19 protein-coding genes and 1 tRNA gene are annotated in these 20892 nt (G+C 68.7%); 6 read left to right on the top strand and 14 right to left on the bottom strand.

The genetic code is table 11. The features are described 5' to 3' along the window. Positions 1 to 19: 19 nt before the first annotated feature. The 4 genes from H512_RS0109425 (at position 20) to H512_RS0109440 (ending at position 5171) form a co-directional block, all read left to right on the top strand. Entirely contained in the window at positions 20 to 3223 is a 3204-nt protein-coding gene (locus H512_RS0109425; protein WP_026783246.1) for a helicase-related protein, read from the top strand. A 16-nt stretch (positions 3224 to 3239) separates the two neighbouring features. After that, entirely contained in the window at positions 3240 to 3608 is a 369-nt protein-coding gene (locus H512_RS0109430) for an RNA-binding S4 domain-containing protein (protein WP_026783247.1), read from the top strand. Positions 3609 to 3687: 79 nt separating this feature from the next. Next, positions 3688 to 4026: a ferredoxin FdxA gene (gene fdxA / locus H512_RS0109435; protein WP_026783248.1), complete on the top strand. Its 339-nt coding sequence runs from the start codon at positions 3688 to 3690 to the stop codon at positions 4024 to 4026. Positions 4027 to 4580: 554 nt separating this feature from the next. Next, positions 4581 to 5171, top strand: a complete 591-nt coding sequence (locus H512_RS0109440) for a CarD family transcriptional regulator (protein ID WP_026783249.1) — start codon at positions 4581 to 4583, stop codon at positions 5169 to 5171. 219 nt (positions 5172 to 5390) lie between these two features. Here H512_RS0109440 and H512_RS0109445 read toward each other — a convergent pair whose 3' ends face one another. The 3 genes from H512_RS0109445 to H512_RS25755 form a co-directional block, all read right to left on the bottom strand. After that, a complete protein-coding gene (locus H512_RS0109445) occupies positions 5391 to 6092 on the bottom strand; it encodes a pirin family protein (protein ID WP_026783250.1) in 702 nt (233 codons plus the stop codon). Between the two features lie 127 nt (positions 6093 to 6219). After that, positions 6220 to 7689, bottom strand: coding sequence for a M48 family metalloprotease (locus tag H512_RS0109450; protein ID WP_026783251.1), 1470 nt, complete (start codon positions 7687 to 7689; stop codon positions 6220 to 6222). A 26-nt stretch (positions 7690 to 7715) separates the two neighbouring features. Further along, complete coding sequence (locus H512_RS25755) at positions 7716 to 8519, bottom strand: thermonuclease family protein (RefSeq protein WP_053239720.1); 804 nt, start codon at positions 8517 to 8519, stop codon at positions 7716 to 7718. A 170-nt stretch (positions 8520 to 8689) separates the two neighbouring features. On the opposite strand from H512_RS25755, the gene H512_RS0109465 reads away from it, so the two are divergent. After that, positions 8690 to 8766, top strand: a tRNA-Arg gene (locus H512_RS0109465). Positions 8767 to 8860: 94 nt separating this feature from the next. Here H512_RS0109465 and H512_RS0109470 read toward each other — a convergent pair. The 8 genes from H512_RS0109470 to deoC all read right to left on the bottom strand — a co-directional run bounded on the left by H512_RS0109470 (position 8861) and on the right by deoC (position 16789). Beyond that, on the bottom strand, positions 8861 to 9112 hold the full coding sequence (locus H512_RS0109470) for a GlsB/YeaQ/YmgE family stress response membrane protein (RefSeq protein ID WP_026783252.1): 252 nt from the start codon (positions 9110 to 9112) through the stop codon (positions 8861 to 8863). A 188-nt stretch (positions 9113 to 9300) separates the two neighbouring features. Continuing rightward, the gene (gene rbsK / locus H512_RS0109475; RefSeq protein ID WP_026783253.1) at positions 9301 to 10215 is read right to left on the bottom strand and encodes a ribokinase; all 915 of its coding nucleotides are present in this window, start codon (positions 10213 to 10215) and stop codon (positions 9301 to 9303) included. Positions 10216 to 10248: 33 nt separating this feature from the next. Beyond that, positions 10249 to 11325: an aldose 1-epimerase family protein gene (locus tag H512_RS0109480; protein ID WP_026783254.1), complete on the bottom strand. Its 1077-nt coding sequence runs from the start codon at positions 11323 to 11325 to the stop codon at positions 10249 to 10251. Beyond that, positions 11322 to 12320: an ABC transporter permease gene (locus tag H512_RS0109485; RefSeq protein WP_026783255.1), complete on the bottom strand. Its 999-nt coding sequence runs from the start codon at positions 12318 to 12320 to the stop codon at positions 11322 to 11324. Before H512_RS0109485 ends, H512_RS0109480 begins: the two co-directional genes overlap by 4 nt. A 10-nt stretch (positions 12321 to 12330) precedes the next feature. Beyond that, positions 12331 to 13302: an ABC transporter permease gene (locus tag H512_RS0109490; protein WP_026783256.1), complete on the bottom strand. Its 972-nt coding sequence runs from the start codon at positions 13300 to 13302 to the stop codon at positions 12331 to 12333. Further along, positions 13302 to 14795, bottom strand: a complete 1494-nt coding sequence (locus H512_RS0109495; protein WP_026783257.1) for a sugar ABC transporter ATP-binding protein — start codon at positions 14793 to 14795, stop codon at positions 13302 to 13304. The genes H512_RS0109490 and H512_RS0109495 overlap by 1 nt, the downstream gene beginning before the upstream one ends. A 253-nt stretch (positions 14796 to 15048) precedes the next feature. After that, entirely contained in the window at positions 15049 to 16095 is a 1047-nt protein-coding gene (locus H512_RS0109500; protein WP_026783258.1) for an autoinducer 2 ABC transporter substrate-binding protein, read from the bottom strand. A 40-nt stretch (positions 16096 to 16135) separates the two neighbouring features. Continuing rightward, positions 16136 to 16789 (bottom strand): deoxyribose-phosphate aldolase, encoded by a 654-nt coding sequence (gene deoC, locus H512_RS0109505; protein WP_036790947.1) that lies wholly within the window; start codon positions 16787 to 16789, stop codon positions 16136 to 16138. Between the two features lie 286 nt (positions 16790 to 17075). On the opposite strand from deoC, the gene H512_RS0109515 reads away from it, so the two are divergent. Further along, positions 17076 to 17771 carry a DeoR/GlpR family DNA-binding transcription regulator gene (locus H512_RS0109515; RefSeq protein WP_245585380.1) on the top strand — a complete coding sequence of 232 codons (696 nt, stop codon included), beginning with the start codon at positions 17076 to 17078 and terminating at the stop codon, positions 17769 to 17771. Between the two features lie 225 nt (positions 17772 to 17996). Here the strand turns inward: H512_RS0109515 and H512_RS0109520 are convergent, their stop codons facing one another. The 3 genes from H512_RS0109520 to H512_RS0109530 all read right to left on the bottom strand — a co-directional run bounded on the left by H512_RS0109520 (position 17997) and on the right by H512_RS0109530 (position 20827). Further along, complete coding sequence (locus tag H512_RS0109520; RefSeq protein ID WP_026783261.1) at positions 17997 to 18392, bottom strand: ATP synthase F1 subunit epsilon; 396 nt, start codon at positions 18390 to 18392, stop codon at positions 17997 to 17999. Positions 18393 to 18487: 95 nt separating this feature from the next. Then, positions 18488 to 19927, bottom strand: coding sequence for a F0F1 ATP synthase subunit beta (gene atpD / locus H512_RS0109525; protein WP_026783262.1), 1440 nt, complete (start codon positions 19925 to 19927; stop codon positions 18488 to 18490). A 27-nt stretch (positions 19928 to 19954) separates the two neighbouring features. Further along, complete coding sequence (locus tag H512_RS0109530) at positions 19955 to 20827, bottom strand: F0F1 ATP synthase subunit gamma (protein ID WP_026783263.1); 873 nt, start codon at positions 20825 to 20827, stop codon at positions 19955 to 19957. Between the last annotated feature and the right edge of the window lie 65 nt (positions 20828 to 20892).

Genomic DNA, 20892 nt, shown 5'->3' on the forward strand with positions numbered 1-20892 from the left:
ATCAACCGAACGGGACGCCATGAACATCGTCCGAGAGGCCCCTCTTTCCTCGCCCGCGCGCGCCCGGATGGTGACGGCGGTGCTGGGGCCGACCAACACCGGCAAGACCCATCTCGCCATCGAGAAGATGCTGTCGCACGGCTCGGGCGCCATCGGCCTGCCGCTGCGCCTCCTGGCGCGCGAGGTCTACGGCCGTGTCGTCGCGCGGGTCGGCGCCAATGCCGTGGCGCTGGTCACCGGCGAGGAGAAGATCGTGCCGCGCGGCGCCCGCTACTGGGTGGCGACGGTGGAGGCCATGCCGCGCGACCTCGACGTCGCCTTCGTCGCCATCGACGAGGTGCAACTGGCCGGCGACCTCGAACGCGGCCACGTGTTCACCGACCGCATCCTCAACGTGCGCGGCCGGCAGGAGACCATGCTGCTCGGTTCGGCCACCGCCCGGCCGCTGATCGAGCGCCTGCTGCCCGGCGTCGCCGTCACCTCGCGGCCGCGCCTCAGCCATCTCGCCTATAGCGGGCCGAAGAAGATCACCCGCCTGCCGGAGCGCTCGGCCATCGTCGCCTTCTCGTCCGACGAGGTCTATGCCGTCGCCGAACTGATCCGCCGCCAGCGCGGCGGCGCGGCGGTGGTGATGGGTGCCCTTTCGCCGCGCACCCGCAACGCCCAGGTGGCGCTGTTCCAGAACGGCGACGTCGATTTCCTGGTGGCCACCGACGCCATCGGCATGGGCCTCAACCTCGACGTCGGCCACGTCGCCTTCGCCCAGGCGCGCAAGTTCGACGGCTACCAGTATCGCGGCCTCACCGCCGCCGAACTCGGCCAGATCGCCGGCCGGGCCGGCCGCTATCTCAACGACGGCACCTTCGGCGTCACCGGCCAGGTGATGCCCTTCGACGAGGACATCGTCCGGGCGATCGAGGGGCACGACTTCGAGCCGGTGCGTATCTTCCAGTGGCGCAACGGCAACCTGGATTTCGCCTCCGTCGAGGCGCTCAGGGCGTCGCTCGAGGCGACGCCCGGCGTCGAGGGGCTGACGCGGGCGCTGCCGTCGGACGACCAGCGGGCGCTCGACTTCGCGCTGAGGTCCGAGGACGTGGCGGCGGCGGCCGTCGGCGCCACGCGGGTGGCGCTCTTGTGGGATGTCTGCCAGGTTCCCGACTTCCGGAAGATTTCGCCGGCCCAGCACGGTGATCTCATCGTCGCACTTTACCGATTCCTCATTGCAAAAGGCGTGATTCCGGATGATTGGTTTGCACGGCAGGTCGGGTTGTCTGACAGGACGGATGGCGATATCGATACGCTGTCGCGGCGTCTGGCGGACATCAGGACCTGGACCTTCGTCGCCAACCGGCCGGACTGGCTGTTCGCGCCCGGCCATTGGCGGGACAGGACGCGCGCCATCGAGGATCGGTTGTCGGATGCGCTGCATGACCGGTTGACCCAGCGTTTCGTGGATCGCCGGACGTCGGTATTGTTGAAGAGATTGAGAGAGAACACCATGCTCGAAGCTGAAATCACCGGTACCGGCGGCGTGCTCGTCGAGGGGCAGGCGGTCGGCGAACTGCACGGCTTCCGCTTCGTGCCCGATCCCGGGGTGGGCGGCGACGGTTCCGAGGCCAAGGCGCTGAAGGCCGCCGCCCAGCAGGCGCTCTCCGGCGAGTTCGACAAGCGCGCCGAGCGCATCTCCAAGGCACCCAACGAGGAAATCGTGCTGTCCACCGACGGCAGCTTGCGCTGGCTCGGCCAGCCGGTCGGCCGGATCGTCGCCGGCGACGACACGCTCAGCCCGAAGGTGATGCTGCTGGCCGACGATCTGCTGGCCGGCGCCGCCCGCGACAAGGCGCAGGACCGGCTCGACCTCTGGGTCGGCGCGCATATCCAGACGCTCTTGAAGCCGCTGTTCGACCTGCGCACCGCCGCCGATCTCGAAGGCATCGCCCGCGGCGTCGCCTTCCGGATGGTCGAGGCGCTCGGCACCGTCGAGCGGCACGACATCGCCGACGACGTCAAGGCGCTCGACCAGACGCAGCGCGCCGTGATGCGCAAATACGGCGTCCGCTTCGGCGCCTACCATATCTACGTGCCGGCCCTGCTGAAGCCGGCGCCGGCCGCCCTGGTCGCCCAGCTCTGGGCATTGAAGCACGGCGCGCTCGACATGCCGGGCCTTGCCGAGCTGCCGCAACTGTCGGCTTCCGGCCGCACGTCGATCAAGGTCGATCCGGCCTTCGACAAGACGCTCTACCGCCTGGTCGGCTTCCGCGTCGCCGGCGAGCGGGCGGTGCGGCTCGACATCCTCGAACGGCTGGCCGACATCATCCGGCCGCTGATCGCCTTCAAGTCGGTCGACGGAGCGCCGCCGCCGGACGGCGCGCTGCCGCAGGGCGGCGGCTTCATGGTGACGGTGGCGATGACCTCGCTGCTCGGCTGCTCGGGCGAGGACTTTGCCTCGATTCTGCGCGGGCTCGGCTACCGCTCGGAGAAGCGGACGATCAAGGTGCCGGTCAAGCCGCAGAAGGCCGAGACGCCTGCGGCCGCCGAGGAAGCTGCGACCGAGGCGCCTGCCGTGGAAGTGCCGGCCGAGGCTGCTGCCGTCGAGACGCCTGCCGCCGAGGAGACGCCGGCTGAGGCGCCGGCCGTCGAAGCGGCTCCGGTTGAGGTGCCGGCCGGCGATGCGCCGGTCGAGACACCCGTTGCCGAGATAGCGGCCGAGACGCCCGCCGCCGAGGCGCCTGCCGAGCCGGCCGCTGCCGACGAATCCGCCGTTGAGGCTCCTGCCGTCGAAGCCGCCGCCGAGCCGGCTGCCGATGCGCCGGCCGAGGCGGCCGAGGCCGCCGCTGTCGAGGAGCGCGAGGTTGACGTCTGGCGGCCCGGTCGCGGCGACCGTCCCCGGCATGGCGAGCACCGGAACGACCATCGCGGCGAGCGTCGCGGTCCGCCCCGTGGAGCGGCGCGTCCGGCCGAGGCCGGCGAGGCGCCGGCCGATGGGCGCGCGCCCCGTCCGCAGGACGATCGCCGGCAGGACCGCCGGCCGCAGGGCGACAAGCGGGAAGGCCGCGAGGAGCGCCGGTTCGGCGACCGCCGCGACGGCCGGCCGGCCGAACGGAGCCCGGACCGCAACGCAGCCGAGCGGCCGCAGCGCCGCGAGAAGGTGGCCGATCCCAATTCGCCCTTCGCGGCGCTGGCCGCGCTGAAGGCGTCGCTCGAGCAGCAGAAGAAGAAATAGGAGCTACGGGCGCCTCGTGTCGGATAGGCAGCGGATCGACAAGTGGCTGGTCTACGCGCGGGTGGTCAAGACGCGGACGCTCGGTCAGGCGCTCGCCGTCTCCGGACACGTGCGCCTCAACGGGCGCAAGATCGATGATCCCGCCCAGCCGGTGAAGGCCGGCGACGTGCTGACCATCGGCCTTCACGGCCGGGTCAGGGTGCTGAAGGTGCTGGACTTCGCCGAGCGGCGCGGCTCGGCGACCGTCGCCTCGGCGCTCTACGAGGATCTGACGCCGCCCGAGGCGCCGTCCGCCGCGGGCGCTCTGCCGGTCGTCGAGGCCGGCGAGGGGCGGCCGACCAAACGTGACCGCCGCCGCTTCGACAAGCTGACCGAACCGGACTGAAAGGCCGCCGATCGGCCTTGAATGGCGGGGGGAACTCCGCTACGCCAGCGTTCGACCGTGGAGATCAGGGTTTTCGCTCATGACCTATGTCGTCACCGACAATTGTATCGCCTGCAAATACACCGACTGCGTCGAAGTCTGTCCGGTCGACTGCTTCTACGAAGGCGAGAACATGCTCGTCATCAATCCCGACGAGTGCATCGATTGCGGCGTCTGCGAGCCCGAATGCCCGGCCGAGGCGATCAAGCCGGACACCGAGCCGGGCCTCGACAGCTGGCTGAAGCTGAACGCCGAATATTCCGTGGTCTGGCCGAACCTCTCGGCCCGCCGCGATCCGCTGCCGGAGGCCAAGGACTACGACGGCGTCGACGGCAAGCTCGCCACCCTGTTCTCGCCGAAGCCCGGCAAGGGCGGCTGACGCCGGGCCGCCAGTGCGGCGCTTCGCTGGGGCAAGGCCGGGTTCCGGCCGATCGCCGGCGGTGCCGCCGCCTTTTCCCGCTCGATGCTTTCCAAAGCGCATTGAACGGGAGAGGCCGCCCGGCGCGAAAAAGCCCCTGGCGGCGCGAGGCGATCGCCCTGATTCTCTCCGCCCCGAGCCCGCGAAACAGGCAATGCAGCCATGTGGGAGCGTGTTTTTACGCTATCCGGCGTCATATTGCTTTGTTTTTTGTGGTTTTTGTGCTACAGCTAACGTTGACAGTCGACGAATTCTTCCGGTCGCTCGCGGGGCCCTGCACGGGGTCTTTTTTATGATCCGCATAGGGGCACTCGCCCTGATGGGATCTTGGCATGTGTGCAGCAAGCACGCCGCGGTCGGAGGCGCAACCCCAGTTCGACTGGAAACAACGCGAAAGCGTGCCGGCGGAGCGGACCGAGCGGTCCGCGAGATCACGATTGCCCCCGAGTTCTTGCTGCCTCCCGGCAGGAGAGGGTGATTTTGTCGTCGCCGGCGCCAAGGAGTGGATGGACTGAATGGCCACTGCGAAGAAACCCGCCGTCCGTAATGGGTTCAAGACCAACGAGCACATCGTCTATCCGGCCCACGGGGTCGGCCAAATCGTTGCCGTCGAGGAACAGGAAATCGCCGGCATGAAGCTCGAGCTGTATGTCATCGTCTTCGAGAAGGACAAGATGACGCTGCGCGTGCCGATGGCCAAGGCCGAACAGGTGGGCATGCGCAAGCTGGCCGAGGATGACATCGTCGACAAGGCGCTGGAGATCATCAAGGGCCGCGCCCGCGTCAAGCGCACCATGTGGAGCCGCCGCGCCCAGGAATATGAGGCCAAGATCAACTCCGGCGATCTCGTGGCCATTTCCGAGGTGGTGCGCGATCTGCACCGCGCCTCCAGCCAGCCCGAGCAGTCCTATTCGGAGCGCCAGCTCTACGAGGCGGCGCTCGACCGTATGGCGCGCGAGATTTCGGCGGTGTCCCGCATCACCGAGACCGAGGCCATCCGCCGCATCGAGGACAGCCTGAACAAGTCACCGAAGCGCGTCGCCGCCCGTGGCGATGCTGCCGAAGACACGGCCGACGAAACCGAAGACGAGGCCGAAGCGGCCTGATCGTTAAACCGGTTGGTCGAGTTTCAAGGCCCGGCGGGGTGACCCGCCGGGCCTTCGTCATATGCGGGGGTGGCGACGCGGCAAACTCACGCCCACGACGAAACCGGCCGGTCGGGAGGGCGCCGCTGCCGCTTTGGCCGAGCCGTGACGGCGTGCGCCGCGGCGGCGGCAAGAATGCCCTCGGCCACTTCAGTCCGACGCTGAGCGGGCATGGCGCCGTCAGCGGGCCATGTCGAACAGCAGCACCTCGGCGTCGCCGCGCGCCGTGATGGTCAGCGCCGCCTGCCGCTCGATGGCGGCGCCGTCGCCCTCGTCGAGGTCCTGGCCGTTGAGCGTGATGCTGCCCTTCGCCACTTGCAGCCAGCCGAGCCGGCCGGGCGCGAAGGCGTGGCCGACCTCGGTGCCGTCCTTGAGGCGGCCGGCGTAGAGATCGACGTCGCGGTTGATGGTCAGCGCGCCGTCGCGGCCGTCGCGGCTGACGACGAGGCGCAGACGGTTCCCCAGTCCCTCGTCGCCAAACGTGGCCTGGTCGTAGGACGGCGCGAAGCCGCCGGCTTCCGGCAGGATCCAGATCTGCAGGAACCGCACCGGCTCGGTGTCCGAGGCGTTGAACTCGCTGTGACGGATGCCGGTGCCGGCACTCATTCTCTGCACGTCGCCGGGACGGATCACCGAGCCGGTGCCGAGGCTGTCGCGGTGCTGGAGGGCGCCGTCGAGCACATAGGAGACGATCTCCATGTCGGCGTGCGGATGGGGCGGGAAGCCGCCGCCGGCGGCCAGGCGGTCGTCATTGATCACCCGGAGCGGGCCAAAGCCCATGGCATCGGGATCGAAATAGTGGCTGAAGGAAAAGCTGTGGCGGCTGTCGAGCCAGCCGGCATCGGTGCGGCCACGGCTCTCGGCCTTGCGGATGGTGATCATCGCGGGTCTCCTGACGGGCGGCGACGCGCCACCCGCTTGCTGACCCGAACATGGGCACCGCCGCCCCGCCTGTCAGGAGAGACGACAGCGACTTACCGTTCTCGCAAGATGAACAATCCTACGGCTGTCAACGATCGACGATGATCTTGACGCGCGTGCCGGGGCGCGGCTCCTCGTTGGCGGCGAGGCCGTTGAGCGCCCGGAACAGGATGATGCCGCGATCCATCGGCACCATGCGGCGGGTCAGCGTCTCGGCGGTATCGCCGGCGCCGACGGTGACGACGCGGATGCGCAAGGGCGCGAGCGACGTCTTCTCCGCCTCGGACAGCGAGCGGAAGGAGGCGACGGTGGCGGTGAAGGTGCTGTCGAGGGTGGGAACGTCGCCGCGCGTCGCGAACAGGAAGCGGAAGGCCTGCTCGTTGAAGCGGATGACGGCGATGCGGTAGGTGAAGCCGCGTGCTGCCGCCGAGGCGACGGCGGCCGGCAGGCCGGCGATCGACACGGTGCGCACCGACGACGCGTCGAGGCCGTTGACCCAGCCGGAGTTGAGATAGCTGACGAGATCGCCGCCGGCCGGCACGTTGGCGCCGTCGAAGCGCATGGCGACGCCGTCGGCGTTGGTGGCCAGCACCGCCTTCGACGTGTTGTCGATCAGGAAGCCCTCCGGCACCTGGAAGGCGAAGCCGAGCTTGGCATGCAGGAACTGCCGGCCGCGCACGTAGCCCTCGACGGGGTCGTCGCCGTACATGATGCCGTCGATGCGCGTGAGGTAGCCGTCGCGGTCGACCTCGCCGTCGGTGACGCCGGTGGCTTTCGCCACCTCGCGCGCCTGGGCGAGGCGCTCGGGCGTCGAGGGATGCGACGACAGGAAATCGATCGAGCCGGTGTCGTCCTCGGGCAGGCCGTTCTTCCAGGCGGCGAGGCGCGACATCGAGGTGAGGAAGCGCGGCGAGCCGAAGGGGTCGAAGCCGGCCTTGGCCAGCGTGGCGATGCCGATGCGGTCGGCCTCCAGCTCCTGGATCTGCGAGAAGCGGGCGAGCGACACCTGCGTCGAGGCGAGCGCCACGCGCTGCACGGCCGGGTCCTGCACCACGTCCTGCACCGCCTGGCTGGCGACGGCCGCCGCCTCGGCTTTCTGGGCGCGCAGAAAGGCGTGGCGGGCGGTGACGTGGGCCATCTCGTGCGAGATGACGGCGGCCATCTCGGCGGTGTCGCTGGCCAGCGCCAGGAGGCCGCGCGTCACATAGACGTAGCCGCCCGGCAGGGCGAAGGCGTTGACGGCCGGCGAGTTCAGGATGGTGACGCGGTAGCTGCGCCAGGGCTCGGGGCTGGCCGCCACCAGGCGGCTGACCACGCCGGCGATCATCAGCTCGGCTTCACGGTCCTCGTAGGTGCCGCCGAAGGCGGCGACGATCTTGGGATGCTCGCGCTCGGCGACCGCCACCTCGGCCGGATCGACCTTGCCCTGCGGTGCGGCCATGGCAAGCTGTTCGGCGGCGGGGCCGTCCTCGCCGGAAAGGCCCATGCAGCCGGCAAGCAACAGGCCGAGCACCAGCGCGGCGGCCTGGAGCCCCCTCCGGCGAAAACTGCCCGTCACACCCAACCCTCCGGCCATGCTGCTTCCTAATCCGTTTTCCCGTCCGCCAGCCGCAAGGCCAGCGGTTCGTCGATCTTGAGGTCGAGGCCGTTGCGCGAAGTTGCCCAGCCGCGCACCTCGACCCTGCGGCCGGCGAAACTCTCCGGCGGCCGGCCGGCGGCGACGAGCGCCATAGCCACCTTGTCGCCGAGGCGCAGCGTGGCGTCCGTGCTGAAGTCGCGGCCGAAGTTGATATAGGTGGTGCGACCCGACCGGCCAACCGAGGCGACGCGGCCACGACCGAGCACGAAGTCGGGCAGGCCGGCGGCCGCCGCATTCAAATCCGTCCATATCCGGCTTTGGCGCCAAATGCCACGCTTTTCCGCGCGCGCCGTGGCCTCGGCGGCGAGAAAGCGGCTGGCACAGGGCGGGAACGACACATCGGCGAGGCCGGCGCCGGCGGCGAGCAGCCGCTCACCGAGGCTGTCGCCATCGGTGAGGCGGAGCACGCCATGGCGGCGGCCATGCCGGTCGGGCGCCTTGTCCGAGGCAACCAGCACGACGGCGGCGTCCTTGAGGCCGGCCATCGTTGTGGCCAAGGCGATGCGGGCGTCGTCGCCGGCTCTGGCGGGCACGACGATGCCGTCGAGGACGACGGTGAGGGTGCCGGCAGATCGGTTGTCCGCGACCGTCACCTCCGGTCGGCCAGTGCCGGCGGGAAGGTGGCCGGCACCGACATGGCCGGTGGCGGCCGCCGGTCCGTCGGCGCAGGCTTCGGCCGCCCGGCCGTCGGCGACGGCGAGCAGCAGCGAGGCGAGAAGCGCGGCAAGGGCGGGGGCGGCGCGGGGCATGGCGGTCTCCGGTCGTGCCGAGTCTAGCCGAGCGCGCGTCCTTCGCCTATCCGCCAGCTTGGCGGGGCAGCCTTTCCGGCGCGGCATGCGGTGCCGCGAAAGGGGCTGTCAAAGCCGTCGCCGATTTGCTAGATGAGCCGAAGCGGCCGGACACCATCGGCCACGCCCGCGTCCCGGTAGCTCAGCCGGATAGAGCAACGGTTTCCTAAACCGTAGGTCAGGGGTTCGAATCCCTTCCGGGACGCCAGTTTTCTTCCCTGCCGATGCAGTGATGCCGCGCCGGCACGACAAAGGCACCCCCGCGTCGGCGGGAGTGCCTTCGTCGGCAAGGCGGCGGCGGTTCAGCGCTGAACGGCGCGGACGCCACCGATCACGATGCAGGCGCCGATGACGCCGGCGATCAGGTAGCCGATCCAGCCGCCGAACGACACGCCGAGCATGCCGAACAGGAAGCTGGCGATGGCGGCGCCGATGATGCCGAGCACGATGTTCAGGAACAGGCCGGTGTTGGTCTTCATCAGCCCGGAGGCGATCCAGCCGGCGAGGCCGCCGATGATGATGGCTGCGATCCAGCCGATACTTGCGTCGTTCATCTTTCACCCCGATGGAGTTGTGCGAAACGGATGCCGTTGAGGCTCCGGCCCCGGTCGCCGCTCCATGCAGCCAACCTCCCGGGGACCGATGCAGACATAACGAAGCATCAGGCGGCCGGTTCCCGCACAGGATGTCGATCTATCGGCTATCGCGCCGCCGCCGGGGTGACCCGGACGACGACGGCGTTTCAGGGAAAGCGGGCGCGGAAGTCGGCCAGCGTGGCGTAGGACCGCTGGGTGCCGCGGCGGGTGATCGAATCGGCGGCGTATTTCGCCGCCTCGCCCAACGCTTCGAATACCGGCAACCCCTCGGTGTGGAAATGGGCGAAGGCGCCGATGAAGGCGTCGCCGGCGCCGGTGGTGTCGACCGGCTCGACCTTGACCGGGGCGATGTGGCGGGCGCCGCCGGCATCGACCAAGAGGGCGCCGCGGCCGCCCATGGTGACCACCACCGTGCCGATGCCGCGGGCGATCAGTGTGCGGGCGGCGGCTTCCGCCTCGGCTTCGGAGTTGACCGGCAGGCCGGTCAGCGTCGCCAGCTCGGTCTCGTTGGGCGTCAGGAAGGCGAGATCGGCCAGCCGGGCGACATCGAGGTCGGCGGCGGCGGGCGCCGGATTGAGCAGCGTCGGCACGCCGAGCGTCTTGGCGGCGCGGACGGTGTGGTAGACCGTTTCGACCGGCACCTCCATCTGCATCAGGATCAGCTGGCAGCCGGCGAGCTGCGGCGCGGCGGCGTCGACGTCGGCCGGCGTGAGGTCGGCGTTGGCGCCCTTGACGATCAGGATGGAATTCTCGCCCGACGGCTCGACGAAGATCGGTGCCACACCCGACGAGCGGCCCGGCGTGCGCAGCACGTGGGTAGTGTCGATGCCGTTTCTCTCAAAATTGGCGATGGTGGCGTCGGCGAAGGCGTCCTCGCCCACCCGCGTCACCATGGCGACCTCCGACCCGAGCCGGGCGGCGGCGATCGCCTGGTTGGCGCCCTTGCCGCCGTGGCCCATCTCGAAGGTCGGCGCCTCGATGGTCTCGCCGCGCAGCGGCATGCGGTTCACGTAGGTGATCAGGTCCATCATGTTGGAGCCGACGACGGCGATCTTCGACATCTGTTCCTCCGGTTGTCCGGTGTGCTGGGGCGGTCAGCCCGCGATGCGTTCGGCTTCGCGCCGGCATTCCCCGGCGTCGAGATGGCCAAGCTCGACGGTGAAGCGGGCGGTGTCGCCGGCGGCAAGGCTCCGGACGTTGCCCTTCGCCTTCTCGGCCGTGTAGCCCTCCGGCTCGCAGGTCGAGGGCAGGGCGAAGGCGGCGACCTGCTGGTCGTGGCCGGCCAGAATCCAGCGCACCGTCTTCGGGAAGTCGGTGGTGTTGTAGCGGGCGAGGAAGGCGTCGCCCTCAGGCCGGCGCAGCAGCAGGCGGGTGTCGCCGGCCGCATCGGTGCCGAGGCCGCGCAGATAGAACACCTGCTCGGGGTCGTAGCCGTCGGCGCGGCGGACGACGCGGCTCGACGCGGGATCGGCGGCCAGCGCTTCGATGCGGGCGAGATAGGCCGGATTGGGCCGGACGTGGGCCGGCACCGCCTGGCGCACCTCGGTGCGGTCGGGCGTGAACGGCGCCGGCTGGACGATCTCGGCGCCCTCGGCGAAGGCGTAGTTGACGTGGCACATGTACATGAGGTCCATCGGGTCGCCGGCGGAGAGGTTGGTCACCGCCATCGCCATGTCGAAGCGGGCCGAGCCGGCGCGGAGCGTCACCGACGGTCGCGCTTCGTAGTGCGAGCCGAAGCCCATGGCATATTCATATGAACCGATGATGCGGAGATAATCGCCGCGCTCGTCGCTGCCCGCCTCAATGCCGGCCCAGTCCATGGCGGCGCAGGGCATTTCGCCGTGCGACGGATGATTGTCGGTCGGGCCGGGCACGCCGTTCCTGAGCAGGCCGGAGTGGAAGGCGAAGCAGCCGTAGGTCTCGCCGATGGTCGGCACGCGGCGCGGTGCCTTGAAGATGCTCTTCATGGTCAGGTCGACGCCGTCGAAGGCGGCCTGCCAGATCATCTGGCCGAGATAGGGCAGCACGACGAGCGCGCCGCGTTCGTTTTCGAGGCGGATCGCCTCGACGCCGGTCGGGTAGCGGAACAGGCCGGCCTTGAGCGCGCCGTGCTGGACGGCCGGGCGCTCGATCTCGCCGAAGGCGGCGCGGGTGAGGTGGAAGAGGGTCATTTGCCGCGATTCCTCAGAACGTTGATCACCATGACCAGCAGCAGGAAGCCGCCCCAGATGAAATCGATGAGGTGGTTGGAAAAGCGCATCATCTGGAAGCCGGAGGCGAGCAGCATCAGGGCGATGACGGCGATGGAGACGCCGAGCACCGTGCCCTTGCCGCCGGCCGGGTTGGTGCCGCCGAGCACCGAGATCAGCACCGCCTGGAGGAGGTAGGAGGTGCCGTAGTCGGACTTGGCGGCGTTGGTGCGGCCGGAGAGCACGATGCCGGCCAGCGCCGCCAGCGTGCCGCTCAGCATGTAGGAGTAGATCACCATGCGCTCGGTGCGCAGGCCGGCGAAGATGGCGGCGCGCGGGTTGGTGCCGATCAGGAACAGGTTGAGGCCGAAGGGCGTCTTGGTCAGCATGACGGCGATCAGCACCGCCACCACCAGGAACAGAATCAGCGGCACGGCGATGCCGAGGATCTTGCCGTTGCCGATGAAGCCCCACCAGGCCGGGAAGCCGACGATGGCCGGGCCGCCGGTCAGCACCATGCAGAAGCCGGTGAAGATCTGGCCGGTGCCGAGCGTGGCGAGGATGGGCGTGATCCGGCCCTTGGCGATCAACAGGCCGTTGAGCGTGCCGGCGAGGAGGCCGACGCCGAGCGCCAGCACCACGCCGGCGGCGACGCGCATCAGCTCGGCCGCCGCGCCGGCCTCGGGGCCGGCCGGATAGAGGCGGGTGAAGAACACGCCGGCCAGGATGCCGGCGAGGTTGGCGATGCCGATCACCGACAGGTCTATGCCGCCGGTCAGCATGGCCAGCATCATGGCGATGGCGACGATGCCCAGCTCGGGAAAGATGAAGCTGATCGACTCGAAGTTGTAGTAGCGCAGGAACTTGTGCGGCTCCAGCGCCGACATCAGCAGGAAGATCACCGCGGTGATGACCAAGAGCTGGACGATGTTGTTGTCGCGGTTGATGAAGCGTCTGAAGTCAGCGAGCTTGTTCATGGGATCTCTCTCACACCAGCGCCTTGCGGTCGCGCCAGGCGGTGAGGGCCGTGGCGATGACGATGACGCAGCCGACGACGACGCCCTGCCAGGTGTTGTCGACGCGCATGATGATCAGGCTGTTCTTGATCAGCGTCAGCATGAAGACGCCGAGGATGGTGCCGAACACCGATCCGCGGCCGCCGAAGATCGAGGCGCCGCCCAGCACCACGGCGGCGATGACGTCAAGCTCGTAGCCGACGAAGTCGCGCGGGTTGGCGAGCCAGATCATCGAGGCGTGCAGCAGGCCGGCAAAGCCGGCCAGCGCGCCGGCGAGGCCGTAGACGAGGTAGACGGTGCGGCGGGTGTTGAAGCCGACGCGCTTGGCCGATTCGGCGTCGTCGCCATAGGCGAACACGCCGCGGCCGGCCATGGTGCGGGTGAGGAACAGCCACATCAGCACGGCGATGCCGAGGTAGATGAAGATCATCAGCGACAGCTTGCTGCCGCCGACGTCGACGGTGCTTGAGCCGAAGGCGATCAGCGAGGGCGGCATGCGGTCGATGTTGATGATCGACGTGCCGACGAGGCCGAGCAGCAGGCCGCGCACCACCGAGGCCGAGCCGAGGGTGACGATCAGCGGGATCATCCGGAAGGTGTGGATGAACACCGCGTTGGCGAGGCCGCAGACGAGGCCGATCAGCGTCGCGCCGATGAACGGCAGCACGACGCCCTGGTAGCCCCAGGCGTTCATGGCGATGACCGTCAGATACATGGCGGCGACGGCGAAGGCGGGGAAGGAGACGTCGATGCCGCCGGAGATCATCACCGTCAGCACGCTGAGCGCCATGATGCCGATGACGACGTTGGCCCGCAGGAGGTTGAACAGGTTGTCGGCCTGCCAGAAGGCCGGGTTGATGACGCCGATGACGATCATCACCACGATCAGGATGGCGAGCACCGCCGTTTCGGACCGGCGCAGAAGTTTGGCAAGAGCGGTCATCAGCGCAGACCCTTCAGGCGGCCATGGATGTCGTCTTCCTCGACGCTCGCGGCGTCGAGACGGTCGATGATCTCGCCCCGGTGCATCAGCAGGATGCGGTTGCAGTTCTGGATCAGCTCGGGCACGTCGTCGGAGATCATCAGCACGGCGAGGCCGGTGCCGGCGGCGAGGTCGCGGATGCGGCGGTGGATCTCCGCCTTGGAGCCGACGTCGACGCCGACGGTGGGGCCGTTGAGGATCAGCACCTTGGGGCCGGTGAGCAGCCAGCGGCCGATCACCACGCGCTGCTGGTTGCCGCCGGACAGCTGGCCGGCCAGCTTGTCGACGTCGGGCGTGGCGATGCGCATGTCGGAGACGATGTCCCTGGCCAGCTGCATCAGCCGGCCCTGGTCGAGGAACGGCCCGCGCGTCGCCCTGCCGATGGCGCTGGCGATGACGTTGCGGGCGATCGACTGCTGCATGAACAGTCCCTCGGACAGCCGGTCCTCGGGCACGTAGGCGATGCCGGCGGCGACGGCGTCCTGCACGCTCGACAGGCGTAGCGGCATGCCGTCGAGGCGGATGTCGCCGTCATGCGGCTCCATGCCGAACAGCGCCATGGCAAGCTCGGTGCGGCCGGAGCCGAGCAGGCCGCTGAGGCCGACGATCTCGCCGCGATGAAGGTCGAGATCGATGTTGCGCACGCTGTCGCCGACGTTGAGGCCGCGCACCGACAGGCGGGGCGTCGCGTCGTCGTCGCCGGCCCAGACGTGGCGCTCGTGGCCGATGTCATGGCCGGTCATGGCGCGGGTGATACGCGCCTCGTTGAACTCGGCCGTCGGGCCTTCCTCGACCTTGCGGCCGTTGCGGAAGACGGTGATGCGCTCGGAGATCTCCAGCATCTCGCGCATCTTGTGGCTGACGAACAGCACGGCGATGCCCTTGGCCTGGATCTCGCGGACGATGGCGAACAGCCGGTCGACCTCGCGGCCGGTCAGGGCGGTGGTCGGCTCGTCCATGATCAAGAGGCGGGTGTCGCTCATCAGGGCGCGGGCGATGGCGACGATCTGGCGGTCGGCGGTCGACAGGCGGCCGACGGTGGCGTCGAGGTCGATCTCGACGTCGAGCCTGGCCAGCGCCTCGGCGCCGAGGCGGCGGCGATGCTCGGGATCGACGAAGGTCCGGCTCTCGCTGAGCAGGCGGTTGAGGGCGAGGTTCTCGGCCACCGTCAGGCTGGGGAACAGCGAGAAGTCCTGGTAGATCACCTGGATGCCCGAGGCGATGGCGTCGCGTGGCCCGAAGGCGGTTACCGGCTTGCCGTCGATGAGGAGTTCGCCCTCGTCGAAGTCGTAGATGCCGGAGACGATCTTGATCAGGGTGGACTTGCCGGAGCCGTTCTCGCCGGCCAGGCAGACGATCTCTTCAGGGAATATGCGGAAGTCGACGCCGTCGAGCGCCTTCATGCCAGGAAAGCGCTTGGTGACGGCGCGGAGTTCGATCAGGGGTTCGGCCATGATGTGCGCTTCGATTTCGGGACGGGACGACCTGCGGGAGAGACGCGCGAGCGGCACGGAACGGGCGGAGAAGCCCGCCGTGCCGGTTGGCGGGGCGAACCCGCGCGAAAGGTGGAACGGCGGGCGCGCCGCCGTTCCCCCCGGAGCATTGCCGCGTTTCAAGGAAACACGGCAATGCTCCATCTTGTTTGGTTGACGCATTTTCTTCACGCGAACCGGTATCCGCTTCGCTCGAAAATGCGTCAGTCTTCCGTCAGAAGTTGTAGTCGGCCATGTTGTCCTTGGTGACGCCGACCCAGCCCTGGCCATAGAGCAGGTTGGGCGAGGCGCCGGCCGGCGTCGTCAGGCTCTCGTAGCCCTTGAGGCCGAGGTTGAGACCGGCCTTGATCTCGTCCTTCTTGTCGGTGAGCGCCATCACGGCGAGCGTGTTCATGGCATAGGCGGCGACGGCCGGGTCCCAGAACTGGATGTACTGGATGTTGCCGTCCTCGAGATACTTGCCGGCCACCGAGGGCAGGCCGGTGCCGGAGAAGAACACCTTGTCCTTGAGGCCGCGCTCGGCGATCAGCCGGCCGGCGCCGGCCGAGGTCGGCATCGGGCCGCCGACGATGCCGGTGACATCCGGATAGGTGGTCAGGGCTTCCGACAGGCGGTTGTAGTCAGTGTTGGCGTCGTCATAGGTCTCGAGCCGCTCGGTGGCCAGCGCCATGTCCGGGAAGTGCTCCTTCTGGTAGGCGATGGCGCCGTCGATCCACTCGTTCTGCGACTGCGACGTCAGGCTGCCGACGGTGGCGAGATACTTGCCCTTGCCGCCCATGTAGCCGCCGAGCACTTCCATCAGCTTGGCGCCGTAGGCCTTGTTGTCGAAGGCTTCCAGCACATAGTCGGCGTTCTTGAGGTTGGACGCCTCGTGGGCGATCACCACGATGCCGCGGTCGCGCGCCTTCTGCAGCACCGGCTCGACGGCCTCGACCGAGAAGGGCACGACGCAGATGGCGTCGACGCCCTGGGCGATCAGGTTCTCGATCAGCTGGACCTGGGCGGCGGCGTCGGCCTGGCTCGGGCCGACCTGCCAGACGTCGTGGCCGGTGTCTTCGCCGAACTGCTTGACGCCGTCGCGCATGCGGTCGAACCAGGCGATGCCGTCGACCTTGACCACGGTGGCGATCGAGAAGGTCTTGCCGGTGGCCTCGGCGGTGATGTCCTTGCTGGCCTGGCTGACGTCGACGACGCCGGCGGCGAAGGCCGGAAGCGCCAGCAGCGACAGGCCGGCGGCGAGCGAAATCAAAGTCTTCTTCATTGTCATGTCTCCTCCCAAGAGAACTGCTTTTTGAACCCCGTCAGTAGCCGGCGGGGCCCTCCTTGGCCGCGCCGCCCACGATGGTGACGCCGGCGCTGGCGCCTATGCGCGTGGCGCCGGCTTTCACCATGGCCCACGCCGTCTCGGCGGTGCGGACACCGCCGGAAGCCTTCACTCCCATGTCCGGACCGACCACCCGACGCATCAGCGCGACGTCCTCAACCGTCGCGCCGCCGGTCGAGAAGCCGGTGGACGTCTTGACGAAATCGGCGCCAAGCTCCTTGGCGACGCGGCAGGCCGTCTCCTTCTGGGCGTCGTCGATGAGGCAGGTCTCGATGATCACCTTCAGGAGCTTGCCGGCCGTCGCCCGCCGCACGGCGGCGATGTCGGCGCGGAAACGGTCGAGGTCGCCCTCGCGCAGGGCGCCGATGTCGATCACCATGTCGATCTCGTCGGCGCCGTCGGCGACGGCGCGCGCCGCCTCGTCGGCCTTGGCGGCAGCGCCGCAGGCGCCGAGCGGGAAGCCGACGACGACGCAGGTCGCGACCTTGCTGCCATCGAGGCGCTCGGCGACGAAGGCGGCGTGCACGGCGTTGACGCAGACGGAGGCGAAGCCGTAGGCGATCGCTTCGTCGCAGAGGCGCGCCACTTCGGCTCGGGTCGCTTCCGGCTTCAGGATCGTGTGATCGATCATGCCGGCCAGGACGTCAGGATTCCCAATGGAATTTTGTTTTGATTCTTCCACTTCCCGGCCTCCATCCGGATTGTCTTGTCATGATCATAACAAGATTTGTCACGAAGGTTTCATACGGGCCTTGACGAGTCAAGGGGAAAAGGTGGATGGAAAAAGCCGTGGCCTTGGCGCGGTCGCCGGCCGGGTGGACCGATCCGGCCGCCAGGCGGAAGCTCCGGGTTTTTTGCTTGAGCAACCGCCTTGCGATCGGCTACCTGATCGGCGGCTGCTCCCGGGGGTGCTTTCCGTGAAGAAGGCAGAACGCATAGACCGCCTCGCCGATCGTCTCAAGGAGGCGGGCGTGCTGCATCTGAGCGATGCGGCCGGCCATCTCGGCGTGTCCGAAATGACCGTGCGCCGGGACCTCGCCGCGGCGCCGCACCTGTTCAGCTATCTCGGCGGCTACATTCTGCCGGCCGGGGCGGAACGGCACTCCACCTACCGCCTCGACGCCGAGGCCGACACCCATGCCGAGGCCAAGGAACTGGCCTGCCGCAAGGCGGCGCTGCTCATCGAGCCGGACGACACGATCTTCATCGATTGCGGCACCACCACGCCGCGGATGACCGAATACCTGCCGACATCGGGCAACCTCACGGTCATCACCTACGCGATGAACGTCGCCGTGGAGGCCATGAAGCGGCCGAATACCAACCTGATCCTGCTGGGCGGCCTGTTCCACGCCTCGTCGCAGACCTTTTCCGGCGACGAGGCGTTGAGGACGCTGGAGCGGCTGGGGATCAGCAAGGCCTTCCTGTCGGCCGGCGGCGTGCATCCGCTGCACGGCGCCACCTGTTCCAACTTCCACGAGGTGCCGATCAAGCAGGCGGTGCTGGCCCGTGCCGGGCGGCGCTATCTGGTGATCGATTCGAGCAAGCTGGAAAAGATCAAGCCGGCCTTCTTCGCGCCGATCAGCCAGTTCAACGACATCATCACCGAGTGACATCAACCCGCGAAGATGCCGGCGCATCCGCTCACCGCGGCCATTGCCGCCTGCTCATCCGCGTCGGTGGCGTGAGAACCCGGCAAGCGGAATGCCAGAGATCGTCTTCAGTGCTTTCCGAGATGGGTGCCGGCGGGCGCAACGATAAGCGGCGCGCCTCCGGGCAGCCGGAAACCGGCAGCCGAAGACACGCGTCCAAAACGTTGCGGCGGACGGCGGCGCGGCTCAGCCGATGGCGGCGATGGCGACCTTGACCTCTTCGCGGACGGCGATGGCCCGATAGCGGGCTTCCTCGGTCCGCGCCTCGACGACGATGGTTTCGACCACCGCCAGCTCGGCGGCGGCGACGGCCGGGCCGAAGTCCAGCTCGGGAACCGCCTTCTCGGCCAGCACGGTGAGGCCGGAGGCGTTGACGTCGGCGAAGCCGCCGCGGACATAGATGCGGCTGACGGCGCCACCGGCCTTGACGGTGATGATGCCGGTCTTCAGCGTGGTGAGGAACGGCGCGTGGCCGGCGAGCACGCCGAAGTCGCCCTCGCTGCCGGGCAGGTCCACCTGTTCGGCGTCCACCGACAGAATGAGGCGCTCGGGGCTGACGAGTTCGAACTTGAAGGTTGCCATCCGGCGCTCCCTGGGGCCAACGGCCCGGTCACTGTCTCAACTGCCGGCCGGGCCGGCGGCGGGTCGGGCGGCGTGCCGCCCGGCCCCCCTGGGGATCAGGCCGCCTCGGCGGCCAGGCGCTGCGCCTTCTCGACGGCGTCGTCGATGGTGCCGACCATGTAGAAGGCCGCTTCCGGCAGATGGTCGTAGAGCCCCTCGCAGAGGCCCTTGAAGCCCTTGATGGTGTCTTCGAGGGCCACCAGCTTGCCGGGCGAACCGGTGAACACTTCGGCGACGTGGAACGGCTGGCTCAGGAAGCGCTCGATCTTGCGGGCGCGCGCCACGGTCAGCTTGTCCTCCTCGGAGAGTTCGTCCATGCCGAGGATGGCGATGATGTCCTGCAGGCCCTTGTACTTCTGGAGGATCTGCTGCACCTGGCGGGCGACGGCATAGTGCTCTTCACCGATCACCTGCGGGTCGAGCAGGCGCGAGGTGGAATCGAGCGGGTCGACGGCCGGGTAGATGCCCTTCTCGGAGATGGCGCGGTTGAGCACCGTCGTGGCGTCGAGGTGGGCGAAGGAGGTGGCCGGCGCCGGGTCGGTCAGGTCGTCGGCCGGCACGTAGATCGCCTGCACCGAAGTGATCGAGCCCTTGTTGGTGGTGGTGATGCGCTCCTGCATGGCGCCCATGTCGGTGGCCAGCGTCGGCTGATAGCCCACCGCCGAGGGGATGCGGCCCAAGAGCGCCGACACTTCCGAGCCGGCCTGGGTGAAGCGGAAGATGTTGTCGACGAAGAACAGCACGTCCTGGCCCTTGTCGCGGAAGTGCTCGGCGACGGTGAGGCCGGCCAGCGCCACGCGGGCGCGGGCACCCGGCGGCTCGTTCATCTGGCCGTAGACCAGCGCGCACTTGGAGCCCTCGGTCGAGCCGCCGTGCTCGCGCGGGTCCTTGTTGACGCCCGATTCGATCATCTCGTGATAGAGGTCGTTGCCCTCGCGGGTGCGCTCGCCGACGCCGGCGAACACCGAGTAGCCGCCGTGCGCCTTGGCGACGTTGTTGATCAGCTCCTGGATCAGCACGGTCTTGCCGACGCCGGCGCCGCCGAACAGGCCGATCTTGCCGCCGCGGGCGTAGGGGGCGAGCAGGTCGACCACCTTGATGCCGGTGACCAGGATCTCGGCTTCCGTCGACTGGTCGGTGTAGTCGGGCGCTTCCTGGTGGATGGCGCGCTTGGTCTCGCCGACGATCGGGCCGACCTCGTCCACCGGCTCGCCGATGACGTTCATGATGCGGCCGAGGCAGGCGTCGCCGACCGGCACCGAGATCGGCTTGCCGGTGTCGACCACCTCGTGGCCGCGCACCAGACCCTCGGTGGTGTCCATGGCGATGGTGCGGACGGTGTTCTCGCCGAGGTGCTGGGCGACTTCCAGGACGAGACGGTGGTCGCCGTTCTTCGTCTCCAGCGCGTTCAGGATGGCCGGCAGGTGTTCGTCGAACTTGACGTCGACGACGGCGCCGATGACCTGAGTGATCCGTCCGATATGCGTGTCAGCCATCGATGTGGTCCTTGATCGAGTTTGCGGTCAGAGCGCCTCGGCGCCCGAAATGATTTCGACGAGCTCGGTGGTGATCTTGGCCTGGCGCGTGCGGTTGTAGGTGATCGACAGGCGGTCGATCATATCGCCGGCGTTGCGCGTGGCGTTGTCCATGGCCGTCATCTTGGCGCCCATCTCGCCGGCGGCGTTCTCCAGGAGGGCGGAGAACAGCGCGACGGAGACGTAGCGCGGCAGCAGCGTCTCGAGGATGTCCGCCTCGTCGGGTTCGAACTCGTAGTCGGTCTCGATGGCGGCAGCCGGCGCCTCGACCCGCACCGGCAGAAGCTGGCGCGCGGTGGGGATCTGCTGGATCACCGACTTGAATTCGGAATAGAACAGCGTGCAGACGTCGAACTCGCCGGCCTCGTAGAGTTCGACGACGCGCTTGCCGAGATCGACGGCGATGTCGAAGCTGACGGTCTTGATGCCCCGGAGTTCGACGCGGTCGATGATGCGGTTGCCGTGCTCGCGCTTCAGCGCGTCGGCGCCCTTCTTGCCCACCGTCAGGATCTTCACCGTCTTGCCGGCGGCGATCAGCGCGGCGGCATGTTCGCGCGCCAGACGGACGATCGACGAGTTGAAGCCGCCGCAGAGACCGCGCTCGGCGGTGCAGACGACCAGCAGGTGCACGTCGTCGCGGCCGGTGCCGGCGAGCAGCAGCGGCGCGTCGTCGCGGCCGTCCATGGCGGCGGCGAGGTTGGCGACCACCACGCCGAGCCGGCGGGCGTAGGGACGGGCGGCAACCGCCGCCTCCTGCGCGCGACGCAGCTTCGCCGCGGCGACCATCTGCATCGCCTTGGTGATCTTCTGCGTCGCCTTCACCGAAGCGATGCGGTTCTTGAGTTCTTTCAAGCTGGCCATATCGGCTCCTGCCCGTCGGGCATCGGGGCGCGGGAGAGGAGGGCGGCGCCCGCCCTCCCGGTTTC

It is taken from the genome of Pleomorphomonas koreensis DSM 23070 (assembly GCF_000425185.1).
GTDB classification, from domain to species: domain Bacteria; phylum Pseudomonadota; class Alphaproteobacteria; order Rhizobiales; family Pleomorphomonadaceae; genus Pleomorphomonas; species Pleomorphomonas koreensis.

Bases quoted from the DNA above. Each gene is read 5' to 3' on its own strand.
- H512_RS0109425 (WP_026783246.1), top strand. From the start codon at position 20: ATGAACATCGTCCGAGAGGCCCCTCTTTCCTCGCCCGCGCGCGCCCGG.
- fdxA (WP_026783248.1), top strand. From the start codon at position 3,688: ATGACCTATGTCGTCACCGACAATTGTATCGCCTGCAAATACACCGAC.
- H512_RS0109440 (WP_026783249.1), top strand. From the start codon at position 4,581: ATGGCCACTGCGAAGAAACCCGCCGTCCGTAATGGGTTCAAGACCAAC.
- H512_RS0109445 (WP_026783250.1), bottom strand. From the start codon at position 6,092: ATGATCACCATCCGCAAGGCCGAGAGCCGTGGCCGCACCGATGCCGGC.
- H512_RS25755 (WP_053239720.1), bottom strand. From the start codon at position 8,519: ATGCCCCGCGCCGCCCCCGCCCTTGCCGCGCTTCTCGCCTCGCTGCTG.
- H512_RS0109470 (WP_026783252.1), bottom strand. From the start codon at position 9,112: ATGAACGACGCAAGTATCGGCTGGATCGCAGCCATCATCATCGGCGGC.
- rbsK (WP_026783253.1), bottom strand. From the start codon at position 10,215: ATGTCGAAGATCGCCGTCGTCGGCTCCAACATGATGGACCTGATCACC.
- H512_RS0109480 (WP_026783254.1), bottom strand. From the start codon at position 11,325: ATGACCCTCTTCCACCTCACCCGCGCCGCCTTCGGCGAGATCGAGCGC.
- H512_RS0109485 (WP_026783255.1), bottom strand. From the start codon at position 12,320: ATGAACAAGCTCGCTGACTTCAGACGCTTCATCAACCGCGACAACAAC.
- H512_RS0109490 (WP_026783256.1), bottom strand. From the start codon at position 13,302: ATGACCGCTCTTGCCAAACTTCTGCGCCGGTCCGAAACGGCGGTGCTC.
- H512_RS0109495 (WP_026783257.1), bottom strand. From the start codon at position 14,795: ATGGCCGAACCCCTGATCGAACTCCGCGCCGTCACCAAGCGCTTTCCT.
- H512_RS0109500 (WP_026783258.1), bottom strand. From the start codon at position 16,095: ATGAAGAAGACTTTGATTTCGCTCGCCGCCGGCCTGTCGCTGCTGGCG.
- deoC (WP_036790947.1), bottom strand. From the start codon at position 16,789: ATGATCGATCACACGATCCTGAAGCCGGAAGCGACCCGAGCCGAAGTG.
- H512_RS0109520 (WP_026783261.1), bottom strand. From the start codon at position 18,392: ATGGCAACCTTCAAGTTCGAACTCGTCAGCCCCGAGCGCCTCATTCTG.
- atpD (WP_026783262.1), bottom strand. From the start codon at position 19,927: ATGGCTGACACGCATATCGGACGGATCACTCAGGTCATCGGCGCCGTC.
- H512_RS0109530 (WP_026783263.1), bottom strand. From the start codon at position 20,827: ATGGCCAGCTTGAAAGAACTCAAGAACCGCATCGCTTCGGTGAAGGCG.